This window comes from Ornithinibacillus caprae, assembly GCF_009728145.1.
Taxonomy (GTDB): domain Bacteria; phylum Bacillota; class Bacilli; order Bacillales; family Amphibacillaceae; genus Ornithinibacillus; species Ornithinibacillus caprae.
Genome location: NZ_WOCA01000001.1, coordinates 345,157 through 357,998 on the forward strand (window position 1 = coordinate 345,157; position 12,842 = coordinate 357,998).

Here is a 12,842-nt window from a genome sequence, read left to right on the forward strand (position 1 = left end):
TTTTTACATTAAATTTACATTGACTTTATACCTACTTTAAAGTGCTTTGTTAAAGTTAGGGCATAATATGAAATGGGGGCATTATAATGGTGGTTAGAGAGCAGTTTCAAAAGCAATTAGAAGATTTGAATAAAGCTATTATAAATATGGCTAAGCTAACGGAAAATGCATTAAAGAGTTCGGTCGATGCGTTGTATAATCAGGATGTTGAATTGGCAGATCAGGTACTTGAAAATGATAAAAAAATAGACCGAGCAGAAATGGAAATTAATGATACAGCTATTATAATGATTGCGAAACAACAGCCTGTAGCTACCGATTTACGTAGATTAATTATCGCTTTACGGGTTGTCACAGATATAGAAAGAATGGGAGATAATGCCAAAAATATTGCAAAGGCAACTATTCATTTAGGAAAAGATTATAAGGCTACGGTACCTAATGAAATAAAAGTAATGCGAGATATTACCTTGGATATGCTTCAAACGTCATTACGAGCATTCCAATATGATGATATTTCTGTAGCTCAAAAACTTTCTGACATGGATGATAAAGTTGATAAAATATATAAAAAAGTAGTCACGGATTTACTAAATAATACGGCAACCAACCCAGATCAAATCCAATACATTATGCAAATTGCTTTTAGTGCAAGATATATCGAGAGATTTGCAGATCATATTACAAATATTGGTGAGAGCATCTTGTTTTTAGTGAAAGGTGAAAATTATAATTTAAATTATTAAAATGAAAAAGGAAGTAAAGTTAGTTTAATAACTAATTTTGCTTCCTTTTTGGCTACCTTGTTAATTTTTCTGCAATTTCATAAAAACTCATATCACTAGTAAAGGTAAACTCACCTAATTGAACTCTAAGACTGTATCCTTCATCATCTAAATATTGATTTAATTCTCGACCATCATCGACAATTCCATTCTTCTCTAACTCAGTTCCGATTACAGAAGAAGGCATTCCTGACTCTATTGTTAGAGTATAAGATTTTACGGATTCTTGCTCTTCCCTAGATTCATCATTCTTTTCTTCGTTTTCAGCTGAATCTTCGGTATCTTCTTTTGCTTCTTCTTCATTGTTATCGTCGTCAGCCTTGGCTACTTCCGTTTCGTTATTCTCTTCATCATTTTGTTCAGAAACTTCTTCGTCACTATCATTGTTTCCAACTGTCAACGTAATGAATTCCGATTCTGTTAATACTCGATAGCCGTCTTCTTTTAATTGATCAATAATATCTTCTACTGGAATTTCTGAAAGGTCTTGTTTTGTACCTTCATCGAAGTAATGGACAATAAGCATACTTAATCCAGCGGAAAATAAACCTATCGCGAATGCTCGAATGGTATGTTTCATCATTTTTCACCCTACTTATACAAAAATATTTTTAGAAATCACGTGGTTCTTCTGTTGCTGCAATTTCAGCCGACATATCTTCTGCAAGTAATTCCTCTTCCAAGATTTTTACTTTTTTCTTAAGTTGATATGTTTCCTGCATAGTAGAGATTGATAGCTGTTCTACTTCATTTTCTAGTTTTTCAAACTTATCAGTTAGGAAGAACGATAGAATAAATAATGCAATCGCAACAATAATTATAGACATTCCTGCAAAAATCATTTGTTTACCTCCATTTCATATACATTACTAGTTATACCATAGAAATTGGAAAGAGAAAACCATTAATTTTTTCCATTAGCGACTTGATTGATTAGTAAACTTCTGCTATTATAAATAAGTCTGAGATGAAACAAATGATGCCTATAAAGCAAGTTTTTATAGTTTGGAGGGAAAATCATGAGAGTAAATATCACATTAGCTTGTACAGAAACAGGAGATCGTAACTATATTACTACAAAAAACAAGCGTACAAATCCTGAGCGTATTGAGCTTAAAAAATATTGTCCGCGTCTTAAAAAGCACACGTTGCACCGTGAGACTAAATAAATAATAGTTAATAAAAATCCTTTAGGAATAGTTCCTAAAGGATTTTTTATATACAAAAGGTATGGTAAAGTTACTTTATAATAAATAGAGCGAGGGGTGGAGCTTTTGGAGAAAAAAGAATTAAGAAAAGCTACGATTTCAAAATTAAAAAATCTATCAATAGCGGAAAGGCAAAAGATTGAAGAGCAGCTAATACATAATTTATTACATTCGGACCAATGGAATAAAGCTAATACAATTGGGATCACCGTATCGCAAGGATTTGAATGGAACACCAAAAAAATTATTGAAGCAGGATGGAAAGCAGATAAAATTATATCAGTACCAAAGTGTATCCCTTCTGATAAGAAATTGGACTTTTATCAGTTAGTAAATTTTAATCAATTAGAAGTTGTTTATTATAATTTATTGGAACCAGATCCCAAACAGACAAATAAAATTGAATTTGATCAAATTGATTTATTAATAGTACCTGGTTTATTATTCGATCGTTATGGTTTTCGGATTGGATTTGGTGGAGGATATTATGATCGATTATTAGCAAACTATACAGGAGAGACAGTGTCCTTAGTAAGTGAAGTACAACTCGTGCATGAAGTGCCAACAGAGACATTTGATTTACCGGTCAAGCATTTAGTTACAGAAACAGGTATACGTACTGCTAAGGTAAAAACAGTTAGTTGAGTTTTGTTCCCCGTATAACTGGCTGTAATAGCCCCACTGATTGAAGAATCACTTATCAAATGAATAATTTTTGCAGAGAAGAAAATAACTAAGAACACTAACATAAAAAGAAGGTGTTTAGATGCGAATAGTTGTTTTTCTAACTTGTGTTGTTACTGTTATTTCCATGCTTTATAGATGGCGATATCGTGTGATGAACACAATACTTGCAGTTAGTTTTTTACGTAAACTAGTAGTTACCTTGTCCATGAACATGCCTAATATACGTAACAAAATATTACCTAATTTATTTAATCAATCAACAAATACATCACAGTAAAAGAAGTTGTTCTTTAACAACTTCTTTCTTATGTTACATGAGTGCACTAAGGGTTTTGTTATAAAGGAATAGCAAAATCCTAGTTTGCTAATGGGTGCTAAAAAAAGATAAATATCAATTGTTTTGGTATGATGTATGTATGGTAGGAGGGGGGAGGTAGCTACATGTATGTTCATGAACGGTTTATATTACATAAGCTCGCCAATCAGTTGACTGAAAATGATCGATTTGAGGTATTACATATCGATACAAACTTGGAAGAAATTTGGTTGAGTAAATATGAAAATAAGACTTCAACAGTTGTTCGCATTATACATAAAGAGTTTGACTGGAAAAACCACTTAAAAACAGACATTGCAACAGTTTTTCAAAAGGCTAAGGCAATGAAACGATTACTCCGTGGCAATATTGAGATTCATAATCTATACATTGCCACACATTCTCCTGTTGATGATTGGGAAATGTTAAAAAAACCAATGCAATTAAAAGATAGAAAAAAAATTAAAATGAACGTTTATTATGTAACGGAAAACAATACAACTGATGAACTAAAGAGGTTACACTCATCTCTAAATAATACGTTTAGTCTTAATCCACAGGAGTTTCCTTCTGATATAGAAATGGAACAATATATAGACTATTATAAAGTACAATTAAAGCAAGCATTGCAAAAGAGAAGGAATGAAGTTACTGACGTTTATTCCTATGGAAAGCCATTTTTTGCTTATGTATTATTAGCTATAAACATTATTATGTTTTTATTCCTTGAAATTAATGGTGAAAGTACATCAACTGACACGTTAATAAAATATGGTGCGAAGTTCAATCCAGCTATTATTGATGGTGAGTGGTGGCGGATTGTTAGCTCGATGTTTTTACATATTGGGTTCCTACATTTGTTTATGAATATGTTAGCAGTTTATTATTTAGGTACATTAGTAGAAAAGATCTATGGATCTTGGCGCTTTTTAGTGATCTACTTTCTAGCTGGCGTTGGTGGAGGAATTACTAGTTTTGCCTTCACCGTTAATGTCTCTGCAGGAGCTTCAGGAGCACTTTTTGGGTTGTTTGGTGCATTACTATATTTTGGTTTGATGTATAAGCGTATTTTCTTCCAAACGATAGGAACTGGGTTGTTGGTAATCATAGCTATCAATCTAGTGTTTGGTTTTGTTGTACCTCAGGTGGATGCAGGGGCCCATATAGGTGGCCTAATTGCAGGGTTTATTGGAGCAGCAATTGTACAGTTACCGAAACAAAGAAAGACAATGAAATCATTCGCTTTCATAATCATATTTATTGTGTTATTAGTTGGATTGATCTTATTTGGTATTCAACATAATAAAAATAGCTCCGAGTTTCAGTTAGCATATATTGAAAAACTGATAAAGGAAAAAGAATATGAATCAGTTATAGATAATGCTACGTTAGGACTAAACAATAAAGATGAGTTTGAACCGCTACTATTATTCCAACGTTCTTATGCCTATATAGGATTAAATAAAATCGACTTGGCGATTGAGGATCTAGAACGAAGTATAAGCCTCCAACAGCGTGCATCGGAGGAAATACCTGAAGCTTATTATAACCTCGCCTTACTGTATTTTAATAACGGTGATGAACGGGCTGGAGATATCATTAGAAAAGCATACGAACTTAGACCGAATGATGAAGCATATCAAGAATTGTACAGGGAAATTATAGAGAGGAACTGGACTAACTAAAGTGTTCCTCGCACACTTTAGTTAGTCGATATTTTTTGGATCAATTGTTCTTTTTCTCCATTTAATTCAAAAAGTACATATAGATGTGTCTTTTCCTTATCCATTAATAGTAATGGTATATAACTAGTTACATTCTCTGAGTCAGTGATGGGAATAATGTAATTTTTATATAATCCTTCCCATAATTGGCCAATAACTTTGGCGGAAGCTTCTTTAGATAACCCAGGTAAACTTTCTTCGTATTTATATAATTCGGTTAATGGAATCATATCATATTGTGTTGTATCAATGGAAAAATGTGAAGTTAATCCTTGCCAATGTTTCAGTAGTTGTTGTTTCCTTTCTTTATCAAGTTTCTCTTTTTTAAACTCCTCTTGTTTTGTTTTTGGAATTCTAAAGGATTGAACCCCATTATCACCTCTTTTATAAACATATAATTGATCAGAGGTCATTTGTTGTATACTTCTAATGGAATCTTCTGGATGGTGAATTTCTCCGTGGTGATACGAAATAGCTTCCCAATATGCATCCACATTATACTGTAATTGCTGATTCAATCGTATTGTGTCCGTATTTTGCTCCCACTTACTACGAATACCTATTAATTTACCATTTACATATAAGACAGAAACATCTTGTCGTAAATAGATTTCTTGCTCACTTTTGGATTGGCTTGTCCAATCAATCGCATAGGTACTCTTGTTTTCTGAATTAATATCCAAAGAAGTAGCTGCATTTTCATATGAAGTTAATTCATCAAGTGGAAAATAGGTGATTACTTGAACAGAGTTATTAGATAATATATATAAAATACCTAATGCTGTAATCATGGAAAAAATGATGGTCGGAACTAATTTTTTACGCATACTTTTTCACCCTCTAGGATCTTTTATAGTCAATATATGAGGGAAGACAAGCTTATATGATTCCATATAAAGCGCTGAATAGAATACGGGGATAAGACCAAACTAAAGATATAAATTTATTGAAATGTTTGGTGATGATATGGAAAAAGATAAACAGGAACTATTTTCCTCATATACAGAAAACGTTACATATATTCATGATAGGCTAGGCATTGATGAAAGTTTTGACATTGTCCATTTAGATGTGGAGTATGCGGGAAGAAATATGGCAATGTTTTTTATAGATGGATTTGTTAAAGATGATATCATGCATTTACTTATGAAATTACTTGCAAAAATAGAGCCTAAAGATTTAGAACCAGATCCACTTACCAAACTTATTAAGACATATCTTCCATATGTAGAATTGGAAATGGTGGATGACTTGAATCAAGCTGCAGATCTAGTTTTAGGAGGACCGACAGCATTATTAGTTGAAGGCATTGATAAAGTTATCATTATCGATGCTAGAACATATCCAGTTCGATCTCCTGGGGAACCGGATTTAGAAAGAGTGGTAAGAGGTTCACGTGATGGTTATGTAGAGACGATTGTTTTTAATACGGCATTAACAAGAAGAAGAGTAAGAGATCGGTCATTACGTATGGAATATTTACAGGTCGGTAGGCGCTCACAAACGGACCTTTGTCTATGTTATATAAAAGATATTGCTGATCAAGATCGAGTGGATGAATTGAAAGAGAGTTTAAAGATGATCGATACAGATGGACTTCCGATGGCTGAGAAAACGGTAGAAGAATTTATAAGTGGTCGCCATTGGAATCCATTTCCAACGGTTCGTTACACAGAAAGGCCAGATACGGCGGCTACCCATTTATATGAAGGCCATGTATTGATTATTATTGATGGTTCACCTAGTGTTATGATCACTCCATCGACTTATTGGCATCATTTACAGCATGCAGAAGAATACCGTCAAAAACCGTTGGTAGGTGCCTATTTACGCATGGTACGTTTTATTGCAGTTATTGCGTCAATATTTATTTTACCGTTATATTATTTACTATCCATCAATCCTGATTTATTACCTAGAGGACTTGAGTATATTGGACCTAATGATTATGGTGCCGTTCCACTATTAGCTCAATTTTTACTTGCAGAAATAGGAATTGATATGCTGCGAATGGCTGCGATTCATACACCCACTTCTCTAGCAACAGCAATTGGATTGGTTGCTGCAATACTTATTGGACAGGTTGCCATTGAGGTTGGGCTATTTTCATACGAGGTTATTTTATACTTAGCGATAGCTGGAATTGGGACATACGCAACCCCCAGTTATGAATTGAGTCTTGCGAATAGATTGGTGAGGATATTTTTATTACTTACCACTGCGATGTTTGGTGTACCAGGCTATATAGCAGGAATAACTATATGGATTATTTACTTAACTCGCATGAAATCTTTCCATTCACCATATCTATGGCCATTTTTGCCTTTCTCATTCCATGCATTTCGTGATGTATTAGTTCGATCTCCTATTCCACTAAAAAGTAAGCGACCAACATTATTAGACCCACAAGATCCAGATCGATAAGAAGATCTGGATTGTTGTTTTGTGGAGAACTTGCTATAATTACTTTGGTGAAAAAATATGAAAAATTTTTATGACGTACAACAATTATTAAAGCGATTTGGAATTATTATTTATGTTGGAGAACGATTAGCTGACCTTGAGTTGATGGAGATGGAGATACAAGAGCTATACAACTCTAAATTAATTCAAGTAGAGGAATATACTACTGCAATGATGATTATAAGACGAGAAAAATCACAACTTAAATGAAAGTAGGGCGATCTTCATGAAAGAGTTAATGATTGGCGTAGATATTGGTGGCACGACCATAAAATTAGGTTTTATCGACTTGGATGGAAAAATTATTGATAAATGGGAAATTCCAACAAACACATCGAGTCAAGGTGCGACAATTGTTCAAGATCTATGGGATTCCATTCAAGACCAATTATCCAAATCCAACATTACTAAAGCTAATATTAAAGGAATTGGTGTAGGGGCTCCTGGTTTTATTGATGGAAAAAATGGTATAGTTCATGAAGCGGTTAATATAGGGTGGAAAGATTTTAATCTTGCAAGCGACTTAACGGCTTTGTCTGACCTACCTGTATTTGTTGAGAATGATGCAAACATTGCAGTCCTAGGAGAGAACTGGAAAGGTGCTGGAAACCAGGCTAAAAACGTTATTGCCATTACACTTGGTACTGGTGTTGGTGGGGGCATTATTGCTAACGGAATGATCTTAAATGGGGAAAATGGAACAGCAGGTGAAATTGGTCATATTACAGTAGAGCGTGATGGTTATACATGTAATTGTGGGCGAAAAGGTTGCCTTGAAACAGTTACTTCTGCCACAGGGATTGTTCGCCAAGGAATGAAAGCAATAGAAAAAGAACCTACCAGTCTATTAAATAAAACATATCAAGAAAAGGGAGCTATCACATCAAAGGATATATTTGACCTTGCTAATCAAGGAGATCAAGTTTGTATTAATATTGTCGAACGAACAACAGATATTTTAGGATTTGCTATTGCAAACATGGCGACTATTATTAACCCATCTAAAGTATTAGTAGGTGGTGGTGTTTCCAAAGCTGGTAATCAATTAATAGCAGGAATAAATGATGCATTTGTAAAATATGCTTTACCTAGAATAAGTGAAGCATGTGAAATAAAAATTGCACAATTAGGTAACGATGCGGGGATTATTGGAGCGGCTTATTTGGTGAAACAAAAATTAAATAATATTACATTTTAGTTTGCACTTTTTCACCAAAATGTCATTTTTTATTAAGGAAATTGAAACTTTTATGGGAAAATACACGTCATATATATTATACGCGCGTTAGACGCTTGTACACTGCCGTAACGATTTATAAAAACAAGCATAGATATGATTACGTGATGGGGAGAATTTGTAGGAGGATCTGAAATGAAAATTAACTGGGGAAGAATTCCAATGTATGTCATTGCAGCATTGTTATTCGGTTTGAAGACGTATATCGTCTATCGTTTTATGTTTTCAATCGAATTAGAGAATGTTATGCAGGAGTTCATCTTGCTCATTAATCCATTTGTTTCTGCTTTTATTTTATTTGCTATAAGTGTTTGGTTTAAAAAACAATCACGACAAATGAAATATATAAGATATGCAGCACTATTTGGTACGTTTATTATTTTTGCGAATCTAGTATTCTATCGTTCCTATACAGACTTCATTACATTACCACAGTTATTCCAAGGTAGTAATGCAGCCGATTTAGGTTCTAGTATTTTAACATTAATAAAAGCCTATGATGTGTTATGGTTCTTAGATGTTATAATCATTTGGTATTTCACTCGTAAAAAACAAACTAGTGAGCAAATAATTTTTAACAAGAGAGGAAAAGTATTTGCGGTGACCATGTCATTTGCATTACTTGCAGGTAACTTCTTTCTCGCTGAGCTAGAAAGACCACAATTATTTACGAGAGCATTTGACCGAGAATATTTAGTAAAAAACATTGGACTATTTAATTATCATATTTACGATATTGTTCTTCAATCGAAAGTTAAGTCACAGCGTGTTTTAGCTGATGGAAATGAACTTCCAGAAATTAAGGGCTATATTGAGGATCATGTTAGAAGTAATGAACAATCAGAACTGTTTGGTGTTGCTGAAGGAAAGAATGTAATTACCATATGGGCTGAGTCACTCCAAAGCTTTGTTATCAATAATGAAGTGAATGGACAGGAAATTACTCCTTTTATGAACAGATTAGTTAATGATGAAGATACCTATTATTTTGAGAACTTCTATCATCAGACCGAACAAGGGAAAACCTCAGACTCGGAGTTTTTAGTAGATAATTCCTTATATCCATTATCAAGGGGTGCTGTTTTCTTTACACATGGTCAAAATGAATATCATGCAATCCCTGAGATAGCAAAAGAGAATGACTATTATTCCGCTGTTTTTCATGCCAATAATAAAAGCTTTTGGAATCGTGATCAAATGTATGAAAGTTTAAATTATGACTATTTTTACGATCAAGAATCCTATGAAGTTTCGGATGAAAATTCAGTCGGCTGGGGATTAAAAGATAAAGCTTATTTTGAGCAATCGATAAAGTATTTACAAACTCTAGAGCAACCTTTTTATACTAGATTTATTACATTAACCAATCATTTTCCATTTGAACTTGATCAAGAAGATAAATCAATTGAACCATATGATTCTAATTCCAATACACTTAATAATTATTTTCCAACAGTAAGATATATGGATGAAGCGATTGAGCAATTCTTTGATCAATTGAAAGAAGCGGGTTTATATGAAGATACCATTATTATTATAATGGGTGATCATAATGGAATTAGTGCTAATCACAACAAGGCAATGAGTCAGTATTTAGAAATGGATGAAATTACCCCATATGACTATGTACAATTACAAAGAGTGCCGTTATTTATACACATTCCTGGACATGGTAATGGCGAAATTAAATCAGAAATTGCAGGTCAAATAGACATTAAACCAACGTTATTACACATGTTAGGTATTGATACTGATCAAGATATATATTTTGGAAATGATCTATTCCATAATGATCGAAAAGGATTTATAGCAATGAGAAATGGTGACTTTGTAAGTGATGATTATATCTATACGAGTGGAGTTTGTTATGATCGTCAAACAGGGGAGCCAATTGCTAGTGAAAGTAATAGTTTAAATAATGATGGTGAAGAAAATGCATGTTCACCAGTAAAGCAAAAAGTAGAAAACGAATTAAAGTTATCGGATAATATAATTTACGGCGATTTATTTCGCTTTGTTGATTTTGACGAACAATAAAAAAGCTGCTTTCGAGCAGTTTTTTTATTGTTAGCTCTGTTCGCATAGTTTATCGCTATTGAAATCTAGGTAGGGTCTCACCGATTCCTTTGCTCCAGCAGGACAAAGATTTTCGGTGGGCCGAGTAATCGCAGGTCCAAGGAAAGCTACGTCAGTATTATTAGAAAATAAAAGCGAACTGCCAAAAAGGCAGTTCACTTTTAAAATTACATTGCATCTTTAACTACTTGAATAATCGTTGCTATCGAAAAGAATCCAAAGGACAAAGCAGAAATAGCTGAAAATCCTAAAGCAAAAAAGTTTTTAAATTTTAGTTGACGAACAACTGAAACTACAGAAACTAGTGCCACAATTAATAACATAATTGCTAAAACGATATGTTGTGACATGATAACATCCTCCTTATGTACTTCCTAGAAATGATTGAAATCGGAATTGTATTTGTATTATTATGTATTTAACCAACACTTATACTTTATTTTAGTATAATTTGTTTATTTTGTCGAGTTATTATAAGTCAAATTTGTGAACATTTCATTGCAAAGACGGAGGAGAAAATATGAAAATCAAAAGTATGCCCTTAGGACCATTAGGAACAAATTGTTTTATTTTATACAAAGAACAAGAAGCCTTGATAGTTGATCCAGGTGGTGATGCTAGTCAAGTCGTTTCATTTTTGAATCGTGAACAACTAAGACCAAAAGCAATCCTCTTAACTCATGCTCATTTTGATCATATAGGTGCAGTTGAGGAGTTACGGAATTATTACCAACTAGACGTTTATTTACATGAATTAGAGAAGGAATGGTTAACAGACCCCACATTAAATGGTTCAAGGAGTTTTATTGGTGAAGAAATATCGACAAATGGTCCAGATAAATTCTTTGAGCCTGGTACATTAAGTATAGCTAAATTTTCATGTGAAATATTACATACACCAGGACACTCTCCAGGTAGTGTTAGCATTGTGTTCGAGGAGGATTCCTTGGTAGTTAGCGGTGATGCATTGTTTCATAGTGGCATTGGAAGAACAGATTTACCAGGCGGAGATTTCAAACAACTAGAGGACAGTATAAAGCAACAGCTGTATTCGTTACCAGACCATTTTGAGGTATACCCAGGACATGGTCCACAAACAAGCATAGGAGCAGAAAAACGACATAATCCATTTATTAAGGCATAATTAAACCCCTTCTTAAAAGAAGGGGTTTAGGGGGGATGTGCTCTGCTCTTTGTTGGTTAGGGATAAAAGTTAAGCTACAATTATAACTATAAATGTAATTTAACATCATGTCAACAGGGATAACTTAAAAAACAAAAACCCTGCGATTAAGTTATGTAAGCAGGGTTTTTGTTTTGCTTTTTAGTGGAAGCCAGGTATTAAAATAAACTCTGAATACCAAGTAAATCCAATCATAAATACAGTACAATAAGCTCCAAACAAGTACATATACATACGTTCAGATAGTTTTAAGTAACTTACTGTTAGGAAAAAAGCCGTTTGAACTAGGAAGAGTAGTGCTGTTTTCTGCATATCTCCTACATAAAACATAACTGTAAATATACCCGTCCAAAAGGCAAGCACTCGAAACATTCGATCCATGCTTTCCCCTCCTTTATGGTGTCTTCATCATCATTGTTATTATAAACGAGGATTCAAATAATGTAAATGAATCACATTAAAGATTTGCAAGTTTTGCATGATAGCTGCAATGGTCACAACCTGAAAATATATTTTCAGTTTCAACAAGTTCTACATTTGTAAATAATGCTTCAAACATTCCTTTTAGAAATGCTTGATGCATATGGCACACAACTGATTGATCCTTGGAGGCTACTTCTTTGAAAGGACAATTATTTACTTGAAAAGTAATCGTATTATTACCTGGTTGATACGTAAAATTAGGATACATGCCTAAGATGATCCCAGCATCCTCTAGAATTTGAATTTTTTGTTCAGTTGATAGTGGTATAGTCGAGCTAGTTTGATATCGCTCCATAACTTGGGAACCATATTTTTTCCCTGTCTTAAAGAGAGCTTTTTTACCAGGCTCTCCTAACTCGATAAAAGCTTCTAAAGCTATAGAAGAAAGCATTTTGTAATCGCGATGTGGAAAATTTAATTCCACAACTTCATCCGAGAGACGATATAGCCTACTTGGTCTTCCACCTTTCCCAGTCTTCTGTGAAAAAGAAACAAGCAAATTAATATCTTCAAGCTTTGTTAAATGCAATCTTGCTACATTTGGGTGGATATCAAATTCATCAGCGATTTCAATAACAGTAACATCTTTTCGGTGTTTAATAATATACTCATAAATATTAAACCTTGTTGGATCACTTAAGACGTTTGTAACCTTTAATGTGTTCTCCATTATGACCACC

General features: G+C 33.6%; 16 protein-coding genes. 10 read left to right on the top strand and 6 right to left on the bottom strand.

The features are described 5' to 3' along the window. Nucleotides 1–86: 86 nt before the first annotated feature. Complete coding sequence (gene phoU / locus GMD78_RS01745) at nucleotides 87–746, top strand: phosphate signaling complex protein PhoU (protein WP_155666521.1); 660 nt, start codon at nucleotides 87–89, stop codon at nucleotides 744–746. Between the two features lie 52 nt (nucleotides 747–798). On the opposite strand, the gene GMD78_RS01750 is transcribed toward phoU, so the two are convergent. After that, the gene (locus GMD78_RS01750) at nucleotides 799–1,365 is read right to left on the bottom strand and encodes a hypothetical protein (RefSeq protein ID WP_155666523.1); all 567 of its coding nucleotides are present in this window, start codon (nucleotides 1,363–1,365) and stop codon (nucleotides 799–801) included. A 31-nt stretch (nucleotides 1,366–1,396) separates the two neighbouring features. Beyond that, the gene (locus GMD78_RS01755; RefSeq protein ID WP_155666525.1) at nucleotides 1,397–1,627 is read right to left on the bottom strand and encodes a hypothetical protein; all 231 of its coding nucleotides are present in this window, start codon (nucleotides 1,625–1,627) and stop codon (nucleotides 1,397–1,399) included. A gap of 177 nt (nucleotides 1,628–1,804) precedes the next feature. Here GMD78_RS01755 and rpmG point away from each other — a divergent pair, with 177 nt between their 5' ends. The 4 genes from rpmG (at nucleotide 1,805) to GMD78_RS01775 (ending at nucleotide 4,681) form a co-directional block, all read left to right on the top strand. Next, nucleotides 1,805–1,954, top strand: coding sequence for a 50S ribosomal protein L33 (gene rpmG / locus GMD78_RS01760; protein WP_019377954.1), 150 nt, complete (start codon nucleotides 1,805–1,807; stop codon nucleotides 1,952–1,954). Between the two features lie 96 nt (nucleotides 1,955–2,050). After that, the gene (locus GMD78_RS01765) at nucleotides 2,051–2,638 is read left to right on the top strand and encodes a 5-formyltetrahydrofolate cyclo-ligase (protein WP_343042060.1); all 588 of its coding nucleotides are present in this window, start codon (nucleotides 2,051–2,053) and stop codon (nucleotides 2,636–2,638) included. A gap of 121 nt (nucleotides 2,639–2,759) precedes the next feature. Continuing rightward, nucleotides 2,760–2,957 carry a hypothetical protein gene (locus GMD78_RS01770; RefSeq protein WP_155666529.1) on the top strand — a complete coding sequence of 66 codons (198 nt, stop codon included), beginning with the start codon at nucleotides 2,760–2,762 and terminating at the stop codon, nucleotides 2,955–2,957. A 164-nt stretch (nucleotides 2,958–3,121) separates the two neighbouring features. Beyond that, a complete protein-coding gene (locus GMD78_RS01775; protein WP_155666531.1) occupies nucleotides 3,122–4,681 on the top strand; it encodes a rhomboid family intramembrane serine protease in 1,560 nt (519 codons plus the stop codon). A gap of 17 nt (nucleotides 4,682–4,698) precedes the next feature. Here the strand turns inward: GMD78_RS01775 and GMD78_RS01780 are convergent, their stop codons facing one another. Continuing rightward, complete coding sequence (locus GMD78_RS01780) at nucleotides 4,699–5,547, bottom strand: hypothetical protein (RefSeq protein ID WP_155666533.1); 849 nt, start codon at nucleotides 5,545–5,547, stop codon at nucleotides 4,699–4,701. Nucleotides 5,548–5,686: 139 nt separating this feature from the next. Between GMD78_RS01780 and GMD78_RS01785 the strand changes: the two genes are divergently transcribed. The 4 genes from GMD78_RS01785 to GMD78_RS01800 all read left to right on the top strand — a co-directional run bounded on the left by GMD78_RS01785 (nucleotide 5,687) and on the right by GMD78_RS01800 (nucleotide 10,457). Beyond that, nucleotides 5,687–7,144, top strand: a complete 1,458-nt coding sequence (locus tag GMD78_RS01785; protein ID WP_155666935.1) for a spore germination protein — start codon at nucleotides 5,687–5,689, stop codon at nucleotides 7,142–7,144. A gap of 57 nt (nucleotides 7,145–7,201) precedes the next feature. After that, the gene (locus GMD78_RS01790) at nucleotides 7,202–7,393 is read left to right on the top strand and encodes a YqgQ family protein (protein ID WP_155666535.1); all 192 of its coding nucleotides are present in this window, start codon (nucleotides 7,202–7,204) and stop codon (nucleotides 7,391–7,393) included. Nucleotides 7,394–7,409: 16 nt separating this feature from the next. After that, nucleotides 7,410–8,381, top strand: a complete 972-nt coding sequence (locus GMD78_RS01795; RefSeq protein WP_155666537.1) for an ROK family glucokinase — start codon at nucleotides 7,410–7,412, stop codon at nucleotides 8,379–8,381. A gap of 174 nt (nucleotides 8,382–8,555) precedes the next feature. Continuing rightward, nucleotides 8,556–10,457, top strand: coding sequence for an LTA synthase family protein (locus GMD78_RS01800; protein WP_155666539.1), 1,902 nt, complete (start codon nucleotides 8,556–8,558; stop codon nucleotides 10,455–10,457). Between the two features lie 206 nt (nucleotides 10,458–10,663). Here GMD78_RS01800 and GMD78_RS01805 read toward each other — a convergent pair whose 3' ends face one another. Further along, nucleotides 10,664–10,846, bottom strand: coding sequence for a DUF2759 family protein (locus GMD78_RS01805; protein ID WP_155666541.1), 183 nt, complete (start codon nucleotides 10,844–10,846; stop codon nucleotides 10,664–10,666). A gap of 170 nt (nucleotides 10,847–11,016) precedes the next feature. On the opposite strand from GMD78_RS01805, the gene GMD78_RS01810 reads away from it, so the two are divergent. Then, a complete protein-coding gene (locus tag GMD78_RS01810) occupies nucleotides 11,017–11,640 on the top strand; it encodes an MBL fold metallo-hydrolase (protein ID WP_155666543.1) in 624 nt (207 codons plus the stop codon). Nucleotides 11,641–11,820: 180 nt separating this feature from the next. On the opposite strand, the gene GMD78_RS01815 is transcribed toward GMD78_RS01810, so the two are convergent. Both GMD78_RS01815 and GMD78_RS01820 read right to left on the bottom strand, forming a co-directional pair. Further along, on the bottom strand, nucleotides 11,821–12,060 hold the full coding sequence (locus GMD78_RS01815; protein ID WP_155666545.1) for a DUF2626 domain-containing protein: 240 nt from the start codon (nucleotides 12,058–12,060) through the stop codon (nucleotides 11,821–11,823). A 76-nt stretch (nucleotides 12,061–12,136) separates the two neighbouring features. Next, entirely contained in the window at nucleotides 12,137–12,832 is a 696-nt protein-coding gene (locus tag GMD78_RS01820; protein ID WP_155666547.1) for a helix-turn-helix transcriptional regulator, read from the bottom strand. Between the last annotated feature and the right edge of the window lie 10 nt (nucleotides 12,833–12,842).